23 protein-coding genes are annotated in these 18,532 nt (G+C 72.9%); 17 read left to right on the forward strand and 6 right to left on the reverse strand.

The window, feature by feature from the left end:
• Positions 1 to 92: 92 nt before the first annotated feature.
• The 3 genes from ffh (at position 93) to NMK34_RS08145 (ending at position 3,390) form a co-directional block, all read left to right on the forward strand.
• A complete protein-coding gene (gene ffh / locus NMK34_RS08135; RefSeq protein WP_194799708.1) occupies positions 93 to 1,646 on the forward strand; it encodes a signal recognition particle protein in 1,554 nt (517 codons plus the stop codon).
• A 67-nt stretch (positions 1,647 to 1,713) separates the two neighbouring features.
• Positions 1,714 to 2,292: a Uma2 family endonuclease gene (locus NMK34_RS08140; RefSeq protein ID WP_318332891.1), complete on the forward strand. Its 579-nt coding sequence runs from the start codon at positions 1,714 to 1,716 to the stop codon at positions 2,290 to 2,292.
• Between the two features lie 18 nt (positions 2,293 to 2,310).
• A complete protein-coding gene (locus NMK34_RS08145; RefSeq protein WP_318332892.1) occupies positions 2,311 to 3,390 on the forward strand; it encodes an amidohydrolase family protein in 1,080 nt (359 codons plus the stop codon).
• Between the two features lie 19 nt (positions 3,391 to 3,409).
• On the opposite strand, the gene NMK34_RS08150 is transcribed toward NMK34_RS08145, so the two are convergent.
• The gene (locus NMK34_RS08150) at positions 3,410 to 4,003 is read right to left on the reverse strand and encodes a TetR/AcrR family transcriptional regulator (RefSeq protein WP_318332893.1); all 594 of its coding nucleotides are present in this window, start codon (positions 4,001 to 4,003) and stop codon (positions 3,410 to 3,412) included.
• 25 nt (positions 4,004 to 4,028) lie between these two features.
• A complete protein-coding gene (locus NMK34_RS08155) occupies positions 4,029 to 4,559 on the reverse strand; it encodes a hypothetical protein (RefSeq protein WP_318332894.1) in 531 nt (176 codons plus the stop codon).
• A gap of 69 nt (positions 4,560 to 4,628) precedes the next feature.
• On the opposite strand from NMK34_RS08155, the gene proS reads away from it, so the two are divergent.
• From proS to NMK34_RS08215, 12 genes are all read left to right on the forward strand, one after another.
• Entirely contained in the window at positions 4,629 to 6,035 is a 1,407-nt protein-coding gene (gene proS, locus NMK34_RS08160) for a proline--tRNA ligase (protein ID WP_318332895.1), read from the forward strand.
• 76 nt (positions 6,036 to 6,111) lie between these two features.
• Positions 6,112 to 6,759, forward strand: a complete 648-nt coding sequence (locus NMK34_RS08165) for a DUF402 domain-containing protein (protein ID WP_318336292.1) — start codon at positions 6,112 to 6,114, stop codon at positions 6,757 to 6,759.
• Positions 6,760 to 7,002: 243 nt separating this feature from the next.
• Positions 7,003 to 7,461 (forward strand): 30S ribosomal protein S16, encoded by a 459-nt coding sequence (gene rpsP / locus NMK34_RS08170; RefSeq protein ID WP_018786330.1) that lies wholly within the window; start codon positions 7,003 to 7,005, stop codon positions 7,459 to 7,461.
• The gene (locus NMK34_RS08175; protein ID WP_026268109.1) at positions 7,436 to 7,696 is read left to right on the forward strand and encodes an RNA-binding protein; all 261 of its coding nucleotides are present in this window, start codon (positions 7,436 to 7,438) and stop codon (positions 7,694 to 7,696) included. The genes rpsP and NMK34_RS08175 overlap by 26 nt, the downstream gene beginning before the upstream one ends.
• Positions 7,696 to 8,235, forward strand: a complete 540-nt coding sequence (rimM, locus tag NMK34_RS08180) for a ribosome maturation factor RimM (protein WP_043325915.1) — start codon at positions 7,696 to 7,698, stop codon at positions 8,233 to 8,235. The genes NMK34_RS08175 and rimM overlap by 1 nt, the downstream gene beginning before the upstream one ends.
• A 27-nt stretch (positions 8,236 to 8,262) precedes the next feature.
• A complete protein-coding gene (trmD, locus tag NMK34_RS08185; protein WP_194799714.1) occupies positions 8,263 to 9,051 on the forward strand; it encodes a tRNA (guanosine(37)-N1)-methyltransferase TrmD in 789 nt (262 codons plus the stop codon).
• 143 nt (positions 9,052 to 9,194) lie between these two features.
• Positions 9,195 to 9,554 carry a 50S ribosomal protein L19 gene (gene rplS / locus NMK34_RS08190; RefSeq protein ID WP_013284591.1) on the forward strand — a complete coding sequence of 120 codons (360 nt, stop codon included), beginning with the start codon at positions 9,195 to 9,197 and terminating at the stop codon, positions 9,552 to 9,554.
• A 168-nt stretch (positions 9,555 to 9,722) separates the two neighbouring features.
• Entirely contained in the window at positions 9,723 to 10,607 is an 885-nt protein-coding gene (gene lepB, locus NMK34_RS08195) for a signal peptidase I (RefSeq protein WP_318332896.1), read from the forward strand.
• Positions 10,604 to 11,236 (forward strand): signal peptidase I, encoded by a 633-nt coding sequence (lepB, locus tag NMK34_RS08200; protein WP_318332897.1) that lies wholly within the window; start codon positions 10,604 to 10,606, stop codon positions 11,234 to 11,236. The genes lepB (NMK34_RS08195) and lepB (NMK34_RS08200) overlap by 4 nt, the downstream gene beginning before the upstream one ends.
• Before the next feature lie 90 nt (positions 11,237 to 11,326).
• Entirely contained in the window at positions 11,327 to 11,794 is a 468-nt protein-coding gene (locus NMK34_RS08205; protein ID WP_318332898.1) for an NUDIX hydrolase, read from the forward strand.
• Entirely contained in the window at positions 11,788 to 12,663 is an 876-nt protein-coding gene (locus tag NMK34_RS08210) for a ribonuclease HII (RefSeq protein ID WP_318332899.1), read from the forward strand. Before NMK34_RS08205 ends, NMK34_RS08210 begins: the two co-directional genes overlap by 7 nt.
• The gene (locus tag NMK34_RS08215) at positions 12,660 to 12,983 is read left to right on the forward strand and encodes a DUF2469 domain-containing protein (RefSeq protein WP_011905215.1); all 324 of its coding nucleotides are present in this window, start codon (positions 12,660 to 12,662) and stop codon (positions 12,981 to 12,983) included. The genes NMK34_RS08210 and NMK34_RS08215 overlap by 4 nt, the downstream gene beginning before the upstream one ends.
• A 24-nt stretch (positions 12,984 to 13,007) precedes the next feature.
• Here the strand turns inward: NMK34_RS08215 and NMK34_RS08220 are convergent, their stop codons facing one another.
• Together NMK34_RS08220 and NMK34_RS08225 are read right to left on the reverse strand one after the other, a co-directional pair.
• The gene (locus NMK34_RS08220; RefSeq protein ID WP_318332900.1) at positions 13,008 to 14,114 is read right to left on the reverse strand and encodes a sulfite oxidase; all 1,107 of its coding nucleotides are present in this window, start codon (positions 14,112 to 14,114) and stop codon (positions 13,008 to 13,010) included.
• Positions 14,111 to 14,770 carry a class I SAM-dependent methyltransferase gene (locus NMK34_RS08225; RefSeq protein WP_318332901.1) on the reverse strand — a complete coding sequence of 220 codons (660 nt, stop codon included), beginning with the start codon at positions 14,768 to 14,770 and terminating at the stop codon, positions 14,111 to 14,113. Before NMK34_RS08225 ends, NMK34_RS08220 begins: the two co-directional genes overlap by 4 nt.
• A gap of 206 nt (positions 14,771 to 14,976) precedes the next feature.
• On the opposite strand from NMK34_RS08225, the gene NMK34_RS08230 reads away from it, so the two are divergent.
• Positions 14,977 to 15,534 carry a M23 family metallopeptidase gene (locus NMK34_RS08230; RefSeq protein WP_318336293.1) on the forward strand — a complete coding sequence of 186 codons (558 nt, stop codon included), beginning with the start codon at positions 14,977 to 14,979 and terminating at the stop codon, positions 15,532 to 15,534.
• Between the two features lie 13 nt (positions 15,535 to 15,547).
• Here NMK34_RS08230 and NMK34_RS08235 read toward each other — a convergent pair whose 3' ends face one another.
• Positions 15,548 to 16,729, reverse strand: a complete 1,182-nt coding sequence (locus tag NMK34_RS08235) for an aminotransferase class V-fold PLP-dependent enzyme (RefSeq protein WP_318332902.1) — start codon at positions 16,727 to 16,729, stop codon at positions 15,548 to 15,550.
• Positions 16,730 to 16,777: 48 nt separating this feature from the next.
• Entirely contained in the window at positions 16,778 to 17,836 is a 1,059-nt protein-coding gene (locus NMK34_RS08240; protein WP_318332903.1) for a tyrosine recombinase XerC, read from the reverse strand.
• 353 nt (positions 17,837 to 18,189) lie between these two features.
• Here NMK34_RS08240 and NMK34_RS08245 point away from each other — a divergent pair, with 353 nt between their 5' ends.
• A complete protein-coding gene (locus NMK34_RS08245; RefSeq protein ID WP_318332904.1) occupies positions 18,190 to 18,531 on the forward strand; it encodes a hypothetical protein in 342 nt (113 codons plus the stop codon).
• Position 18,532: the final 1 nt, after the last annotated feature.

Genomic DNA, 18,532 nt, shown 5'->3' on the forward strand with positions numbered 1-18,532 from the left:
GCGGGGGTGCGGGCGGCGGGCTACCCTAACGGTGGGCTGGACCACCGGCCCGGCAGCATGTGCCCGCCGAAAACGACAAACGGGATGTTCGCGTGTTTGACACCTTGAGTGACCGCCTGTCCGGGATCTTCACCAAGCTCCGCGGCAAGGGCCGGCTCACCGACGCCGACATCGACGCCACCGCGCGCGAGATCCGGATGGCGTTGCTGGAGGCCGACGTCGCCCTGCCGGTGGTCAAGGGCTTCATCGCGAACGTCAAGGAGCGGGCGCGCGGCGCCGAGGTCTCCCAGGCTCTCAACCCGGCGCAGCAGATCGTCAAGATCGTCAACGAGGAGCTGATCAAGGTCCTCGGCGGCGAGGGGCGGCGGCTCCAGTTCGCCAAGCACCCGCCGACCGTGATCATGCTGGCCGGTCTCCAGGGTTCCGGTAAGACGACGCTCGCCGGCAAGCTGGCCCGCTGGCTCAAGAGCCAGGGCCACCAGCCGCTGCTCGTCGCCGCCGACCTCCAGCGTCCCAACGCCGTCGGGCAGCTCCAGGTGCTCGGTGGCCGGGCCGGGGTCGAGGTGTACGCCCCGGCGCCCGGCAACGGCGTCGGCGACCCCGTGCAGGTGGCCCGCGACTCGATCGAGCACGCCCGCCGCGCCGCCCGGGACATCGTCATCGTCGACACCGCCGGCCGGCTCGGTATCGACACCGAGATGATGCAGCAGGCCGCGAACATCCGGGACGCGGTCCAGCCCGACGAGGTCATCTTCGTCATCGACGCCATGGTCGGCCAGGACGCGGTGCGTACCGCCGAGGCGTTCCGCGACGGTGTCGGCATCACCGGCGTGGTGCTGTCCAAGCTCGACGGCGACGCCCGCGGTGGTGCCGCGCTCTCCGTCCGTGAGGTGACCGGCCAGCCGATCCTGTTCGCCTCCACCGGCGAGAAGCTGGAGGACTTCGACGTCTTCCATCCGGACCGGATGGCCAGCCGGATCCTCGGCATGGGCGACGTCCTCACCCTGATCGAGCAGGCCGAGGCGGCCTTCGACTCCGATCAGAAGGAGAAGATGACCGCCAAGCTGATGGGCGGGGAGACCTTCACGCTGGAGGACTTCCTCGATCAGCTCATCGCGGTCCGGCGGATGGGCCCGATCGCCAACGTGCTGGCCATGATGCCGGGCATGGGGCAGATGAAGGACCAGCTCGCCGAGCTGGACGACAAGCACTTCGACCGGGTCACCGCGATCATCAGGTCGATGACCCCGGCCGAGCGCACCAACCCGAAGATCATCAACGGCTCCCGCCGGGCCCGTATCGCGAACGGCTCCGGCGTCACCGTCATGGACGTCAACCAGCTCCTCAACCGCTTCGCCGACGCGCAGAAGATGATGAAGCAGATGGGCGGCATGATGGGCCTGCCCGGCGGCGGCCGGCGCAAGGCGACCAAGTCGCCGAAGAACAAGCGCAAGGGTACGAAGGGCGGCGGGCGGCCGCGTACCGGCGCCGGCATGCCGGGCGGCTTCCCGGGCGGCATGCCGCAGCTCCCGCCGGGCCTGGACCCGGGTGACCTGGCCGGTGGGCAGGGCCTGCCGCCGGGCTTCAAGCTCCCGAAGATCGACTTCAACAAGCTGGGCAAGGGCGGCGACAAGGGCCCCCGCTAGCGTGTCGGTGACGGTGGGCGACATTGCTGTCTCTTAAGGTGATGTCGCCCCCTGGAAGGAGATGTCAATGACCGCGGCCCCGATCCTGCCGGAGCGGCACGAGTGGACGGTCGACGACCTGGGCGAACTGCCCAAGGACCTTCCGTACGAACTGATCAACGGAAGGTTGATCGTGCCGTCGCCCACTCTGCTGCATCAGGACATGTGTGTCCGTCTCCTGCTCGCGTTGGAGGTCAACTGCCCGAAGGAGTACCAGGTCGGGATCGACCTGTCGATGCGGGTCGACCACCGGAACGAGCCCCGGCCGGACGTCGTCGCGGTCGTGCGGGGTAACGCCAACCGGAGCCCGTTGCCGGTCGAGGACGCGGTGCTCGCCGTCGAGGTCATCTCGCCGACCTCCACCTTCCGCGACATGTACGACAAGGCCAGGGTCTACGCGCACGCCGGTGTCCGCTCCTACTGGGTGCTCGACCCGGTCAAGGAGAAGATCACGCTGACTGAGTACGTGCTTGGCGCCAATCGCGAGTACAAGCAGATCAGTCAGGCCGAGGATCTGTTCGTCACCGAGCGGCCGTGGAAGGTCTCGGTCGATCTGCCGGCGTTGACCGCGCGCCGCAACGACCTGCTCGCCGGCGAGGAGGACTGATCGGGTAGGACTGTGCACATGGCTCTGCACGTGCGCGGTGTGTTCCTTCCCGACGACGAGGTCCGGGACGTCTGGCTGGTCGGCGACCGGGTCACATTCGAACCGGTACCCGGCGCCGAGACGGTGGCCGACGGCGGCTTCGTGTTGCCCGGCCTGACCGACGCGCACTGCCACATCGGCATCGCCCGCGGCGGCAGCCCGATCACCTCCCTGGACCAGGCGCGGGACCTGGCCCGGATCGACCGGGACGCCGGCGTGCTGGCGATCCGGGACGCCGGGTCGCCGTACCCGTACCCCGAACTGGAGGACGAGCCGGACCTGCCGCGACTGGCCCGCGCGGGCCGGCACGTCGCGCCGCCGAAGCGCTACCTGCGCGACATCGGCGTGGAGGTCGGGGCCGCGGAGGTGGCCGCGACGGTGGCCGCGCAGGCCGCGGCCGGCAACGGCTGGGTCAAGCTGGTCGGCGACTGGATCGACAGGGGGGTGGGCGACCTGGCGCCGGCCTGGGACGCCCACACGATGACCGCGGCGGTCGCCGCCGCGCACGCCGCCGGGGTACGCGCGGCGGTGCACACGTTCTCCGAGTCGGCGGTGGAGATCATGGTGCGGGCCGGGGTGGACTCGGTGGAGCACGGCACCGGGCTGAGCCTCGACCTGATCGACCTGATGGCCCGGCAGGGCACCGCGCTGGTCCCCACCATGATCAACATCCGGACGTTCGGCCACATCGCCGAGCAGGCCCGGCCCAAGTTCCCCGGGTACGCCGACCACATGCTGGCCCTGCGCGACCGCTTCCCCGAGGTGGTGCGCGCCGCGCACGAGGCGGGCGTGCCGATCTACGTCGGCACCGACGCGGGCGGCGGCATCGACCACGGCCTGGCGGCCGAGGAGATGATGCTGCTGCACGAGCAGGCCGGCATGTCCGCCACGGACGTGCTCGCCGCCGCCTCCTGGCGGGCCCGGGAGTGGCTCGGCTTCCCCGGGCTGGTCGAGGGCGGCCTCGCCGACCTGGTGGTCTACCCCGAGGATCCGCGCCGCGACCTGCGCGTGGTCCGGACGCCGAGCCGGATCGTGCTGCGCGGCCGGGTCGTCCGCTGACCGGCCGCCGCCGGCGCCCCTAGCGGGCCGTCGCCGCCATCAGGAACAGGCGTACCGCCAGGTCGGCCAGCCGGTCGGCGGTCTCGTCGACCGGGCCTCCGGGCAGCACGATGTGGCTCACCACCAGGCGTACGACGCTGTCCGCCGCGAACGCCAGGGCCGCCGGATCGGCGTCGGGCAGGCGCTCACCGGTCCACTCCAGCAGCGCCCGCGCGGCCTCGGCGAGCACCAGCTCGGACCGGGTGGTGAGGTACGGCAGCAACTCCTCCGATCCGCCCCGCGTGCTGGTCAGCACCGCACGGACCAGCGGGTTCTCGGCGGCCGAGGCGAGCGTGCGGTGGATCGCCGCGTACGCGGCCGCGCGGACGTCGGAGTCGTGCTCGGCCAGCGCGGACCGGACCTGGCCGACGAACCGGTCCACCTCGTGCCGGGCCAGCGCCTCGCCCAGGCCCGCCTTGGTGCCGAACTCGTTGTAGACCGTCTGCCGGCTCACCCCCGCGGCGCTCGCGACGGCACCCATCCGGACCCCGGCCCAGCCGGTCGTGACGGTCAGCGAACGGGCGGCGTCGACGATCGTTTCGCGTACCGGCGTGACGTTCCTCGGCTTAGACATGGTGATCGAAGTCTACGGGCGCTGTTCAGCGCACCTCGAGTTCGTGCTCCGCCTCGACCCGGAACGGTCCGCCGTCGTGGCCGCCGAAGGTCAGGTGGTGCGTCCCCGGCGCGGGCGGCGGCACCAGACCCCACAGACCCCAGCAGGAGACGTGCACCGGCCACGGCCACGCGGTGACGACGTTGTTGAAGAACCCCCGCACCGGGAACGAGGCGGGCGAGCCCGCCGGCCGCACCGGCACCGCCACGCCGTCCAGCTCGGCGTGCCCGACGGCGTGGGGCATCGGCGGGACCGGATCGTCCCGGCGGCCGACCCGCCAGCAGCAGATCGCCGGGAAGAACAGCGGGCGACCCGCCGGCACCACACCACGCCGGGCGACCCCGCCGCCCTGCGTGCCGGCCAGGAACCACACGTCGTCGGGCTGGTGACGCCCGCCGTGCCGGCCGGTGGTGTCCTTGAGCGGGTTGACCGGCTGGCGGTGGGCGGCCACCCAGGCCACCCAGCGGGCGGCGAGCGGGGCCAGTGCCGGCGCCGGGTCCGGGGCGGGGAGGTGCATGACGGCAGATGGTAGTGCGGGCGCGCCCGGCTGCGCCGACCCGTCACGGGACGCATAGGATGTGCGGTCATGGCACGCGTGCTCACTCCCCGTGCGGAGGACTTTCCCCGCTGGTACCAGGACCTGATCGCCAAGGCGAAGCTGGCCGACAACGGCCCGGTCCGGGGGACCATGGTGATCCGACCGGCCGGCTACGCCATCTGGGAGCGGATGCAGGCCGAGATGGACGCCCGGATCAAGGCGGCGGGCGCGGAGAACGCGTACTTCCCGCTGTTCATCCCGGAGAGCTACCTGAAGCGGGAGGCCGAGCACGTCGAGGGCTTCTCGCCGGAGCTGGCGGTGGTCACGCACGGTGGCGGCAAGCAGCTCGCCGAGCCGGTGGTGGTGCGCCCGACGAGCGAGACGGTCATCGGCGAGTTCATGGCCAAGTGGATCGACTCGTACCGCGACCTGCCGCTGCTGCTCAACCAGTGGGCCAACGTGGTGCGGTGGGAGCTGCGCCCGCGGATCTTCCTCCGCACCAGCGAGTTCCTCTGGCAGGAGGGGCACACCGCGCACGCCACCCGTGAGGACGCCCGCGCCTACGCGCGGCGGATCCTGCACGAGGCGTACGAGGACCTGATGGTCAACGTGCTCGGCATCCCGGTGGTGGTCGGCCTGAAGACCGCCCGGGAGCGCTTCGCCGGTGCCACCGCCACGTACACGTGCGAGGGCATGATGGGCGACGGCAAGGCGCTCCAGTTGGGCACCAGCCACGAGCTGGGCCAGAACTTCGCCAAGGCGTTCGACATCAGCTACTCCTCGGCCGAGGGCGGCCGGGAGCACGCGTGGACGACCTCCTGGGGCACCTCCACCCGGATGCTCGGCGGCCTGATCATGTGCCACGGCGACGACAACGGGCTGCGGGTGCCGCCGAAGCTGGCGCCGGTCCAGGCGTACGTGATGATCGTCAAGGACGGCGAGGGCGTGAGCCAGGCGGCGGCCAAGCTGTGCGACGCGCTGCGGGACGCCGGGGTGCGGGTGGCGCTCGACGACCGGACCGACACCGCGTTCGGCCGCCGCGCCGTCGACGCCGAGCTGCGCGGCTACCCGGTCCGCGTCGAGGTCGGCCCGCGTGACCTGGCCGCCGGCAACGCCGTGGTGGTCCGGCGTACGGACGGCTCGAAGGCCCCGACGCCGGTGGCCGACGTGGTCGGCGCGGTGGTGGCCGCGCTGGAGGCCGACCAGCGGGCGCTGCACGACCAGGCGCTGGAGTTCCGCCGGTCCCGCACCGTCGAGGTGTCGACGCTGGTCGAGGCGATCGAGGCGTCCGCCACCGGCTGGGCGCGGGTGCCGTGGTCGGCGGTCGGCGTCGAGGGCGAGGCCGAGGCGAACGGTCAGGGTGTGACGGTCCGCTGCCTGGTGCGTGCCGACGGCTCGGTGCCGGACTCGGAGGACGAGCCCGACCTGGTGGCGATCCTCGCCCGCGCCTACTGAGGGTGTAAGGAAGGGCCCCTTCTTAACGCATTCCGTAGAGAAGGGGCCCCTTGTTAACACGACGGCGGGGGTGAGCGTGCGGTTCGAGCCGGGGCGGCTGATCATGCACCGCAACGTGCGCAACGGCCGGATCGGCTGGGTCCGGTCGGCCCGGGTGGTCTCCGACGACGAGCGCGGCCTGGTGCTCTGGGTGGCGCGCGAGGCGCCCGTCGCGCACGAGGTGAACGCCGCCGGCCTGGGCATGCGGGCCGTGCCGTTCGCCGAGTGGGTGACGTCGTCCTACCGGCTCGCGCAGGGGCTGTGGAACGGCCCGCCGGTGCTGAAGTTCCTGCCCACCGGCGCGGCCCACTCGGTCTGGTGGTTCCGTGACGCCGCCGGCCGCTTCCAGAACTGGTACGTCAACCTGGAGGAGCCCGGCGTCCGCTGGGACGACGGCACGGTGGCCGGGGTCGACATGGTCGACCAGGATCTCGACGTCGTGGTCCACCCGGACCTGAGCTGGGAGTGGAAGGACGAGGACGAGTTCGCCGAGCGGCTGGCGTTCCCGGAGCACTACTGGGTGACGGACGAGAAGGCGGTACGCGCCGAGGGCGAGCGGGTGATCCGGATCGCCGAGGCGGGCGAGTTCCCGTTCGACGGCACCTGGTGCGACTTCACCCCGCCCGCCGAATGGGACGCGCCGGACGAACTTCCGCCGGGGTGGGACCGCCCGCCGGTGCGCTGAACGAGTGTCCTCGGTCACGGCCCGGGCTGCCCCGGGCGTTGGTGTCCGGGTCCGGTGTGAGAGTTCCGGTCCGGATCTGGCAGAATGGTTCGCTGGTATCCGGCACGCGTCCGGCGCCCTCTAACCCGGGCGCGTCGCCAGTTCACCGAGCAGTCTCCGGCCCAAACCCCACTGTGCCGGTCGGCGCTCACCCGCCACACCGCCCGTACGGGCCGGTGAGATCGCAACAGGAGCGAAACAACTGTGGCCGTAAAGATCCGGCTCCTGCGGATGGGCAAGATCCGCAACCCGCAGTACCGCATCGTCATCGCCGACTCGCGCACCAAGCGTGACGGTCGCGCGATCGAGTTCGTCGGTGTGTACCAGCCGAAGGAAGACCCTTCGGTGATCGAGGTCAAGTCGGAGCGGGTCCAGTACTGGCTCTCGGTCGGCGCCCAGCCGAGCGAGGCCGTGCAGCGCCTGCTGGAGCTGACCGGTGACTGGCAGAAGTTCAAGGGCCTGCCGGCCCCGCCGCCGCTGAAGGTCGCCCCCGAGCGGGCCGACCGCAAGGCGGCGTACGAGGCCGAGGCGAAGGCCGCCGCCGGCGTGGCGGACACCCCGGCGAAGCCGGCCAAGAAGGCCGCCGCCAAGGCGGAGGAGCCGAAGGCCGAGGCCCCCAAGGCCGAGGAGCAGACCGGTGCCGAGTCCGGCGAGCAGGCCTGACATGCCGCTGCGTCCCGCTCTGGAGCACCTGGTCAAGGGCATCGTCGACCACCCGGACGACGTCCGGGTGCGCATGGTCGACTCCCGTCGGGGCAAGCGCCTCGAAGTCCGCGTGCACCCCGAGGACCTCGGCACGGTGATCGGGCGGTCCGGCCGGACCGCCAAGGCGCTGCGCCAGGTGATCGGCTCCATCGGCGGGCGTGGGGTACGCGTCGACATCGTCGACTCGTACTGATGCTTCTCGTCGTCGGCCGGATCGGTAAGCCGCACGGCATCCGCGGTGAGGTCACCGTGGAGGTGCGTACCGACGAGCCCGAAGCACGGTTCGCCCCCGGCTCGGTGTTGACCACCGAGCCGGGGGTCACCCCGTCGGAGCCCGGCGCCTGGCGGGTGCCGCCGACACTCACCGTCGAGTCGGCCCGCTGGCACCAGGGCCGCCTGCTCGTCGCCTTCGAGGGCGTGCTGGAGCGGAACGTCGCCGAGGCACTGCGCAACACGCTGCTCGGCGTGGACAGCGCCGACGTCGCCCCGCCGGAGGACCCGGAGGAGTTCCACGACCACCAGCTGGTCGGGCTCGCCGTGGTCACCCGCGACGGCGAGCACGTGGGCGAGGTGGCCCGCATCGACCACGCGCCCGCGTCCGACATGCTGGTGCTGCGGCGCCCCGAGGGGCGTACCGCGCTGGTCCCGTTCGTCAAGGCGATCGTGCCCGAGGTGGATCTGGCGGGCGGTCGCGTCGTCGTCGACCTGCCCGATGGCCTGCTCGACCTCTAGCTCTCGACCTCCGGCTGGAGCCACCGCATGCGCGTCGACATCGTGTCGATCTTCCCTGAGTACTTCGCCCCGCTGGACCTGTCGCTCATCGGCAAGGCCCGCGCGAACGGCACGCTGCGGCTGGCCGTACACGATCTGCGGACCTGGACCCACGACGTGCACCGCACCGTCGACGACACGCCCTACGGCGGCGGTCCGGGCATGGTCATGCGGCCGGAGCCGTGGGGTGAGGCGCTGGACGCGCTGGCGCCCGGCGAGCTGAGCCCGGACGGGCACACGCTGCCCCGGCTGCTCGTGCCGTCGCCCGCGGGTGTCCCGTTCACCCAGGCCCTGGCGCACGAGCTGGCCGCCGAGTCGCACCTGCTGTTCGCCTGCGGCCGGTACGAGGGCATCGACCAGCGCGTGCTGGACCACGCGGCGACCCGGATGCCGGTGACCGAGGTCTCGCTCGGCGACTACGTGCTGTTCGGCGGCGAGGTGGCCGTGCTGGTGATCCTGGAGGCGGTCACCCGGCTGCTGCCCGGCGTGCTCGGCAACGCCGGGTCGCTGGACGAGGAGTCGCACGCGCACGGGCTGCTGGAGGCCCCGCTCTACACGAAGCCGGCGAGCTGGCGCGGGCTGGACGTGCCCGAGGTGCTGCGCTCCGGCGACCACGCCCGGATCGACCGCTGGCGGCGCGACGAGTCGCTGCTGCGGACCGCGGCCCGGCGCCCGGACATGATCGGCGCGCTGGCCCCGGAGACGCTCGACGAGCGGGACCGGGCGACGCTGGACCGGGGCGGATTTTCCCCGCCACCGGGGCATGTGGCAAAGTAGAGGGGTTGCCGCATCCGTCCACGCCGTGGGCGGCTGCGAGGACCCTCGACCGGGGCCGGCCTCGCCGGTCACCACCCGGGGGTCAGAATCACCCATCCGCGCATCGACTGACGATGCGCCGTGAGCCTCACGAGGACGCAGCGATGAACATCCTGGACGCCCTTGACGCCCAGTCGAAGCGTACCGACCTGCCCGACTTCCGTGCCGGTGACACCGTCAAGGTGCACGCGCGGGTCGTCGAGGGCAACCGCTCCCGGGTCCAGATCTTCCAGGGCGTCGTCATCCGCCGCCAGGGTGACGGCCTGCGTGAGACGTTCTCGGTCCGCAAGGTCAGCTTCGGTGTCGGCGTGGAGCGGACCTACCCGCTCAACGGCCCGGGCATCGACCGGATCGAGGTCGTGACCCGCGGTGACGTGCGTCGCGCCAAGCTTTACTACCTGCGTGAGCTGCGCGGCAAGAAGGCCAAGATCAAGGAGCTGCGGGAGAAGCAGCCGGCGAACTGATCCACGTTCGCCACGCCGCCCGGCCTGCGCGGATGTCGTATCGACCAGACCGCATTACCCTGGTCGGTACGGGCGCAGCCGGACGGTGCGAAACGGTCCACTACCGCCCGTGGGGTCTCCGAGGGGACTCCCGGGCGGTAGTGTCGTTTCCGCGGACCGGAGAGTGGCATGGTGCAGATGGTTGACGAGGACGGTGCCGTCGATCCCTGGCGCCGGCGGGCCCGCCGCGGCCGCCGCCAGATGCCGCTCTGGCAGGAGCTGCCGCTGCTGCTGATCGTGGCGTTCTGCCTCGCGGTGCTGATCCGGACGTTCCTGCTCCAGGCGTTCTTCATCCCCTCCGGGTCGATGGAGGACACGCTGCTCGTCGGTGACCGGGTGCTCGTCAACAAGGTCGTCTACGACGTCCGGGATCCGATCCGCGGCGAGGTGGTGGTGTTCCGGGGCACCGACCGCTGGGTCGCCCAGGAGGCGCCCGCGCCCCCGACGAACTTCGCCGGCCGGGTCGGCCGCACGCTCGGCGACCTGGTGGGTGTCAGCCGCCCGGGCGAGAAGGACTTCATCAAGCGCGTCATCGGCGTACCGGGCGACAAGGTCTGGTGCTGCGACGACGGCCGGGTGGTGGTCAACGGGGTGCCGTTGGACGAAACGGCGTACGTCTCCGAGGACTCCCCGGTCGAGCTGCCACCCAATCCCAAGGAGTGCCGGTCCCGGCAGTTCACCGAGGTGGTGGTGCCGGCGGGGCAGATCTTCGTGATGGGTGACCACCGGCTGGTCTCGCAGGACGCCCGGTGTCAGGGACCGGTGCCGATCGAGAACGTGGTCGGCCGCGCCTTCATGATCGTCTGGCCCTCGCAGCGGTGGACGAGTCTGCCCGTACCGGAGACCTTCGCGAGCGTGCCGCGCGCGGACGCCGCGGCGGCGCCGGGGCCGGTGCCGGTGGATCCCGACCCGGTCGGCGGCGTCGTCCTGATCCTCCCGGTCGCGGCGACGCTCACCGTTCTGGCGGGTTCGGGGCGACCGCGGCGTACCCGGCGACGTAGGCTCCACCCGTGATCGACGAGCAGACCGAGAAGCCCCGCAGCTCCTTCTGGAAGGAGCTGCCCATCCTCCTGGGCGTGGCGATCCTGGTCGCGGTGCTGGTGCGTGCCTTCGTGCTGCAGACCTTCTTCATCCCGTCGCCGTCCATGGAGAACACCCTCAAGATCGACGATCGGGTGCTTGTCAACAAGCTGGTCTACGACTTCCGCTCGCCGCACCGGGGCGAGGTCATCGTCTTCAAGGCGCCCACCGAGTGGAGCGGCAACCCCGACGGCGAGGACTTCATCAAGCGGGTCATCGGCGTCGGCGGCGATCACGTGGTCTGCTGCGACCGCACCGGCGGCCAGGAGCGGCTGGTCATCAACGGCAAGCCGATCGACGAGCCGTTCGTCTTCCCCGGCAACAAGCCCGCCGACCAGGACTTCGACATCACCGTGCCGAAGGGGCGCCTGTGGGTCATGGGTGACCACCGGGAGGCTTCAGGCGACTCGCTGGAGCACTGGCAGCAGTCGGGCGAGGACATCAACGTCGCCACCATCCCCGAGGGCGAGGTCGTGGGCCGGGCCTTCACCATCTTCTGGCCGGTCAGCCGCGCGACCTGGCTCAGCGTCCCCAAGCAGTTCGACGGGATCCCCAATCCCTGAGCAGGCCCGCGCCACGCTGCGGCACGCCGGCCCCGCGCCGGCGGCGGGAGGGCGTGGTCGTTCGTCGCAGGCGTCTGGCAGGCTGGTGCGGTGACCGTCTACACCCCTCGTCGCGCGGCCCGGGTGCTGCTGGTCGACGCGTCCGACCGGGTGCTGCTCTTCGAGGGCAGTGATCCGGCCCGGCCGGGTCACCGCTACTGGTTCACCCCGGGCGGCGGGCTCGACCCGGGGGAGTCCCCGGCCGACGGCGCCGCCCGCGAACTGGCCGAGGAGACCGGCCTGCGGATGGCCCCGGCCGAGCTGGGCGCGCCGGTCTGGGCGGAGACCGTCGAGTTCCCGTTCGACGGCGTCTGGTACCGCCAGGAGCAGCAGTTCTACCTGGTCCGGGTGACGGGCTGGGACGTCGACACCGCGGGTTTCAACGACGTCGAACGGGCGAGCGTGCACGGGCACCGCTGGTGGCCGGTCGCCGAGCTGGCCGCCACCGCCGAGCGCTACTACCCGCCGGACCTGCCCGGCCGGCTCGGCGCCGTGCTCGCGGGAGGCGGCGCATGCTGACCCCGCCGCGCACCGTGGTCCGCCGCGACGGCGGCCTGTACGCGCTGGAGCGCGCCCTGCAACGGCGTGGCTTCCGGCACGTGGCGGGTGCCGACGAGGCCGGCCGGGGCGCCTGCGCCGGGCCGCTGGTGGCCGCCGCCGCGATCCTGCCCGAGGGCCGGCGCGGCGAGATCGACGAGCTGGCCGACTCGAAGCTGCTCACCCCCGCCGCACGCGAGCGCGTCTACGACGAGGTGGTGGCACGGGCCCTGGCGTACGCCGTGGTGGTCATCCCGGCCGAGGAGGTCGACGCCCGCGGGCTGCACGTGTGCAACCTCGCCGCGATGCGCCGGGCCCTCGCCTCGCTCACCATCCGCCCGGAGTACGTGCTGACCGACGGCTTCGGCGTCGACGGGCTGGACGTGCCGGGGCTGGCGGTCTGGAAGGGCGACCGGGTGGCCGCGTGCGTGGCGGCGGCGAGCGTGCTCGCGAAGGTCACCCGGGACCGGATGATGGTGGAACTGGACGGGCGGTTCCCCGGCTACGGCTTCGCCGAGCACAAGGGCTACATCACCGCCGAGCACAGCGCCGCCCTGCGCGCGCTCGGGCCCTGCCGGGAACACCGCTTCTCGTACGTGAACGTGGCCGCCGTCTCCGGACGGGACGGCCGGCCTCCCCGCGCCCGCCGACCGGTGGGCGCCGACGCGGCGTCGCCCGAGCCCGCAGCAGGGCTGCCGGGTCTCGGGCCGGGAGCGTTCGCCGGCCGCCCGGACGAGCCGATGGGGCACTGCGGCGCGTCAGGGGGTACCGTCGGCGTGGCGTTGGGCGAGCAGCCGCGACCTCCGGCGTCGGTGGGGGAAGATGTGGTCATGGAAGGCGGAGTGCGATGAGCGCGGAAGATCTCGAGAAGTACGAGACCGAGATGGAGCTGCAGCTCTACCGGGAGTACCGGGACATCGTCCGCCAGTTCTCCTACGTGGTGGAGACCGAGCGCCGTTTCTACCTGGCGAACCAGGTCGACCTGCACGTGCGCAACTCCGACGGCGAGGTCTACTTCGAGGTCGAGATGCACGACGCCTGGGTGTGGGACATGTACCGCCCTGCCCGTTTCGTCAAGAATGTGCGAGTGATGACGTTCAAGGACGTCAATGTGGAAGAGCTCGAAAAGCCCGACATCTCGCTTCCCGCAGATTCCGGATTCGGGAGCTGACCGCAGGCGGCTGAACGCCCCCGATCACTCCGCCGGAACGACCACCTCGACCCGCTGCACCAGGTTGTTCGCGAACCCGCCCCGGTTCCACGGCTGCTCGACCGGCTGGGTACGCCCCGACGCGTCGGTCGCCCGGGCGCCGAGCACGTACCGCCCCGGCGTCGCCGTCCAGCTCACCGACCAGCGGCGCCACGCCCACTCGCCCCCGGCCGGCTCGTCCAGGACCGCCGCTGTCCACGTCCCACCGCCGTCAGTCGTCACCTCGACCGAGGTCACCGGCGCGTGGCCGGACCAGGCCCGGCCGTCCAGAGTGCACGGGCCGGGCCGCAGCACCCGGATGCGGGACATGAAATCGGGGAACCCGGGCGGACGTACCAGCGCACGCGGCTCGATCCGGGTCACCGGCACACCCGGGTCGTCGGCGTCGCGCCGCAGCCGGTAGGCCACCGCGTTCTGGTAGCCGTCGAACGACTCGGTCGTCACGGTGATGTCGCGCAGCCACTTCACGTGCGCCATGCCGCACCAGCCGGGCACGATCAGGCGCAGCGGCGCGCCGTGCTGCGGCAGCAGGGGAGCGCCGTTCATCTCGTACGCCAGCAGCACCTCCTCGCGCAGCGCGTCGGCCACCGGCAGCGCCCGCTGGTAGTCCTGCTCGACGCCGCGCTCCACCCCGTGGTCCGCGCCGGTGAACACCACGTCCACCGCGTCGCCGGACAGGCCGGCCTCGCGCAGCAGCGGCGCCAGCGGCGTACCGGTCCACTCGGCGTTGCCCACCGCCTCCACCAGCCAGGGCTGGCTGACCGGGCGGGGATGCAGCAGCGCCCGGCCGTTGCCGGCGCACTCCAGCGTCACGCGGTGCGTCACCCGGGGCCGGTCGCGCACCGCCGCCAGGTCCAGCCGCAGTGGACGCTCGACCGCGCCGGACACGCTCAGCGCGTACGTGGCCGGGTCGACGTCCGGGATGTCGTAGTGGATGAGCAGGTAGTGCAGGCCCGCCGGGGTCACGTCGTACCGCAGCGCCTCCAGTGGGATGCCGTGGTTGCGCGCGGCGAGCTGAAGCTCCTCGGCGCTGATCGCCTCGTCCGGCCCGGCCACCCGGGAGGGCCGGCTGACGTCGTCCACAGTGGTCACGGCTGCTCCGTCCGCTCCAGCACGTCGTAGCCCACGAACGTGAACATCCGCACCCCCGGCGCCAGCGGGCGGGGCGTGCCGGTGAAGCGGTGCGCGCCGACGCCCACACCGTCGGCCGGGCTGTTCACCGCGACCGGCTCGAAGCCCTCCTCGGCGAACCACTCACAGATGACCGGCACCAGGTCCGGCTCGCGCCGGTGCCGCGTCCACAGCACCGTGCCGCCGGTGGCGCAGAGCGAGGCGCAGTGCCGCACCGTCTCCCGGATGTCGTCGTCGCTGATGTTGCCGAAGATGCCGCAGGCCAGCACCAGATCCGCCGGGGCCAGATCGGCGTAGCAGTCGGTCAGCGAGGCGTCCCCGGTCACCACCTCCACGCCGGTGAGCCCGGCGTCGGCGGCGGCGCGGCGGGCCGGGTCGGCGTTGCGCGGATCCAGCTCGACCAGGCGGGCGGTCACGTCGGCGCCCCGGGGATGGGCGGCCAGCACCGGGATCAGGTCACGGCCCTGACCCGCGCAGAGACTCAGCGCTCGCAGCGGACCGGGTGGCGCCGCATCGAGGGCGCCGGATACACGCTGCCGCACCTCGGCGAGCCGCCGGGCCAGTGTGGACTCGGGCTGGTCGTAGTCGCTGTGCCAGGCGTACCAGTCCTTCGTCACCCGGCCAGCATAGGCGTCCGGGCCGTAGCAGATCGGCCCCGATCTCGGCGCTCGTCCACAGTCGGTGCGTCGTCCACAGGGCCGGCGGGTGGGGTGCGCGGAAGGGTGCCCGGGCTGGGCAGGGTGCTCGCGTGCGTTCCTCGATCTCTCACGCCGTGGTGTTGTTCCTCGTCGTCTGCCTGCCGGGCGCCGCCGGGCCGCCGCCGATGTCGTCCCGGGCCGAGGTCTACTCGGTCGGGCCGCCTCCGGCTGCACCCGCGCGCGGGCCGGATGGTCCCGCATCAGCGGGTGCCCCGGCTTCTGGTGCTTCGGCTGCGGGACTTCGGGGTGCGCCCGGCGGGCGGTTCCGGTGGCCGCTGCCGGGCGCGCCCCGGGTGGTGCGGCGCTTCGACCCGCCGCCGCAGCCCTGGCTGTCCGGGCACCGGGGCGTCGACCTCGCCGCCGAGCCGGGCGCGCCGGTGCTGGCGGCCGGCGCCGGGACCGTCCTGTTCGCCGGTACGGTCGCCGGTCGGCCGGTGCTCACCGTCGGCCATTCCGGCGGGCTGCGCACCACATACGAACCGGTCCGCTCCCGGCTCACCGCCGGCACCCCGGTGGACGCCGGCACGCCGGTCGGCGACCTGCTCGCCGGGCATCAGGGCTGCGCCGAGGCGGCCTGCCTGCACTGGGGACTGCGACGCGACGCGGAGTACCTCGATCCGCTGGCCCTGCTCGGGCTCGGTCGCGTCCGGTTGCTGCCGCTGCACCCCGTCCCCGCCGGGTGATCGGCTGTGTCGCTCAGCCCTGGGCGAGCAGCGTGGGCAGCCGGACGGCCAGCCGGTCGTACTCGTCGGGGGTGTTGTAGACCTGCCCGCACAACCGCAGGTAGCCGCGCCCGTTCCAGCCGGCGATCGACACCTCGGCGGAGAGCCGGTCCGCGATCCGGGCCCGCAGCTCCCGGGCCGCGTCCAGCGTCGTCGCGACACCGGGCGGCAACGGCACGAGCCGCATGGCGACCGCCGGTCCGCCGGGCTCCGGCAGCCGCTCCGGCGCCACACCGAGCGCGTCCCCGACGACCCGTTGCCCGTACGCGGCCAGCGCCGCGTTGTGCGCGCGTACCCGGTCGACGCCGAGGCTGCGCAACGTGAACAGGCCCACCGGCGCGGCCAGCCAGCCGGTGTAGTCGAGCGTCGCCTGCCACTCGACCCGGATCGGGAAGCCGCTGTCCTGCTCCCACGAGACGACGAGCGGCTGGATCCTCTCCCGCCACTGCGGCGCCACCACGAGCACGGCGGTGCCGCGTGGCGCGTACGCCCATTTGTGCAGGTTGCCGACCCAGAAGTCGGCGCCTACCGACGCGACGGTGGCCGGCAGCATGCCCGGTGCGTGCGCGGCGTCCACCAGCACCGGCACGCCCTGTTCCCGGGCCACCGCGACGATCGCCGCGGCGGGGAGCAGCCGGGCGGTCGGCGAGGTGAGCTGGTCGACGATCAGCAACCTGGTACGCCCGGGGCGCAGCCCGCTGCGGACGATCTCGACCACCTCCTCGTCGGTGGCGGTCAGCGGCACCGGCAGGGTGCGGGACACCGCCCCGGTGCGGGCGCACTCCCGGGCGACCGACAGCGCCACCGCCCCGTACCCGTGGTCGGTGGTCACGATCTCGTCGCCGGGGCGCAGCGCCAGCGACTGCAGCACCACGGCCGCTCCGGCGGTGACGTTGCCTACGAGCGCGGTGCCGTCCGGATCGGCGCCGAGGAACGTGGCCACGTGCCGGCGGGCGTGGGCGATCCGGTCGACCAGGCCCTGCGTGAAGAACCGCAGCGGGTTGGCCTCCATCTCGTCGCGCAGGCGCTGCTGGGCGCGTTGCACGGCGATCGGTACGGCGCCGAACGCGCCGTGGTTGAGGTGGCTGACGGAGGGATCGAGGGAGAAGAGCAGCCGAGCCCCGGGAATCGGCTCGGGTGGCTGCGGCACCGTCATCCGTCGATCCTAGCCCGGGATGGATCATGCGCCGCCCGGATTCGGCGGTCAGGCGCGGGGGTGGGCCTGGCGGTACGCGGCGCGGAGCCGCTCCACCGAGACGTGCGTGTAGATCTGGGTGCTGGCGAGCGAGGAGTGCCCCAGCAGCTCCTGCACGGCGCGCAGGTCCGCGCCCCCTTCGAGCAGGTGCGTCGCTGCGGAGTGGCGCAGCCCGTGCGGCGTGACCCGTGGTACCCCGGCGGCACCGGCCCAGCCGGACACGATCCGCCGCGCGGTGGTCGGGTTGAGCCGCCCGCCCCGGGCTCCGAGCAGCAGTGCCCGGCCCGAGCCCGGGGTCAGCAGAGTGGGCCGGCCGTCGCGCAGCCAGGTGTCGAGCGCCCGCTGGGCCGGCACCCCGTAGGGCACCGACCGTTCCCGCCCGCCCTTGCCCAGCACGCGTACCACCCGGCGGGCCTGGTCGACGTCGGTGACGTTGAGGCCGCACGCCTCGCTGACGCGTACCCCGGTGCCGTAGAGCAGTTCCAGCAGCAGCCGGTCGCGCAGCAGCACCGCGTCGGCCGGTTCGGCGGACGCCGGCTCGGCGGATGCCGGTTCGGCGGCCGTTCCGTGGTCGCGTCCGAGCCCGGTGCCCTCGGGGTGGGCCGTCGAGCGGTCGGCCCCGGGCGGGCTCCGGCGCTGCCGCGACGGGGCCTCCACGAGAGCGGCGGCCTGGTCGGCCCGCAGCACGGTGGGCAGTTCCCGCCGGGCCCGAGGGCTGGCCAGCGGCGCGGCCACGTCGTCGGCGAGCAGGCCGGTCCGGTGCGCCCAGGCGCTGAACGTCCGGGCCGCGGCGGCGCGCCGCGCCATCGTCGTCCGGGCCGCACCCATGGTCCGCTGCTTCGCCAGCCAGCTGCGCACCACGGCGAGGTCCAGCTCCGGCAGTTCGGTGCAGCCCATCCGGACGGCGTGGTCCAGCAGCGACACGAGATCCGTGACGTACGCCCGGACGGTGTGGACGGAGCGGTTGCGCACCCGCGACAGGTGGTCGGCGAAGTCGTCCACCGCCTCGCGCATCGAGGCCGGCAGTTCCTCGTGCGCGTCCCGGGTGCCGCGCTGCCGCTTGGTCATCGCGGCACCCGGTCCTGGCGCACACGGTCGCGGCGGCGAAAGCGGACGGCGATCACCGCCCCAGCGTAAGGCCGGAGCGTCGCCGTTCGCCGTGCGTTGCTCTCGTCTTCGCGGTGGGCACGTCGGTTGTGCCGTCCGCCACGTCGGCCGCGTCCTTCCGGCGTGGGATACGTGACGACGCGCTGAGCGGGGTGGCAGAAGCCGGTCTGGACAGGGGAAACTCATGCTGCGGCACGCTCCGGTGCGGCGACCGGCGGGCAGCGTGGCCGGGCCGGCCCCGACGGAGGGTCGATCCGGCCGCGATCAGGCGAACGCGTCCCCGTGACGGTGACGCCGGTACGAGGAGGCCGAGAGTGGGAGTGGACGCCGTCCTCTACCGGCAGATATCGGCGGGCACAGGTCGTCGCCGGCCCGCGTACGTCTCGATCGAGGCCGTGGCGGATCCGCAGGACGTGCTGCTCGACCTGCTCAACCGTGTCCGGGGCGGTGGGCGGACCCCGCTGCTGGACCGCGTCGACCCGCTCGGCGAGCTGACAGTGGGCGCCGAGCGGATGCCGCAACTGATCGCCGAGCTGCGGTGCCTGGCCGAGGTGGCCGGGGCGCCGGCGGAGGTCGACCACGTGCACCGGCTGGCCCGGCTCGTCCGCCGATGTGCCGAGGGCCGCGACGCCGAGATCCGGTTCGAGGGCGACTGAC

The sequence above is a fragment of the Micromonospora sp. BRA006-A genome (genome assembly GCF_033433935.1).
In the GTDB taxonomy this organism is placed as follows: Bacteria; Actinomycetota; Actinomycetes; order Mycobacteriales; family Micromonosporaceae; genus Micromonospora; species Micromonospora aurantiaca.

Excerpts from the sequence above, each read along its gene's own strand:
- NMK34_RS08140 (WP_318332891.1), top strand. The coding sequence starts at position 1,714 with ATGACCGCGGCCCCGATCCTGCCGGAGCGGCACGAGTGGACGGTCGAC.
- NMK34_RS08145 (WP_318332892.1), top strand. The coding sequence starts at position 2,311 with ATGGCTCTGCACGTGCGCGGTGTGTTCCTTCCCGACGACGAGGTCCGG.
- NMK34_RS08150 (WP_318332893.1), bottom strand. The coding sequence starts at position 4,003 with ATGTCTAAGCCGAGGAACGTCACGCCGGTACGCGAAACGATCGTCGAC.
- NMK34_RS08155 (WP_318332894.1), bottom strand. The coding sequence starts at position 4,559 with ATGCACCTCCCCGCCCCGGACCCGGCGCCGGCACTGGCCCCGCTCGCC.
- proS (WP_318332895.1), top strand. The coding sequence starts at position 4,629 with ATGGCACGCGTGCTCACTCCCCGTGCGGAGGACTTTCCCCGCTGGTAC.
- rimM (WP_043325915.1), top strand. The coding sequence starts at position 7,696 with ATGCTTCTCGTCGTCGGCCGGATCGGTAAGCCGCACGGCATCCGCGGT.
- trmD (WP_194799714.1), top strand. The coding sequence starts at position 8,263 with ATGCGCGTCGACATCGTGTCGATCTTCCCTGAGTACTTCGCCCCGCTG.
- rplS (WP_013284591.1), top strand. The coding sequence starts at position 9,195 with ATGAACATCCTGGACGCCCTTGACGCCCAGTCGAAGCGTACCGACCTG.
- lepB (WP_318332896.1), top strand. The coding sequence starts at position 9,723 with ATGGTGCAGATGGTTGACGAGGACGGTGCCGTCGATCCCTGGCGCCGG.
- NMK34_RS08210 (WP_318332899.1), top strand. The coding sequence starts at position 11,788 with ATGCTGACCCCGCCGCGCACCGTGGTCCGCCGCGACGGCGGCCTGTAC.
- NMK34_RS08215 (WP_011905215.1), top strand. The coding sequence starts at position 12,660 with ATGAGCGCGGAAGATCTCGAGAAGTACGAGACCGAGATGGAGCTGCAG.
- NMK34_RS08230 (WP_318336293.1), top strand. The coding sequence starts at position 14,977 with ATGTCGTCCCGGGCCGAGGTCTACTCGGTCGGGCCGCCTCCGGCTGCA.
- NMK34_RS08235 (WP_318332902.1), bottom strand. The coding sequence starts at position 16,729 with ATGACGGTGCCGCAGCCACCCGAGCCGATTCCCGGGGCTCGGCTGCTC.
- NMK34_RS08240 (WP_318332903.1), bottom strand. The coding sequence starts at position 17,836 with ATGACCAAGCGGCAGCGCGGCACCCGGGACGCGCACGAGGAACTGCCG.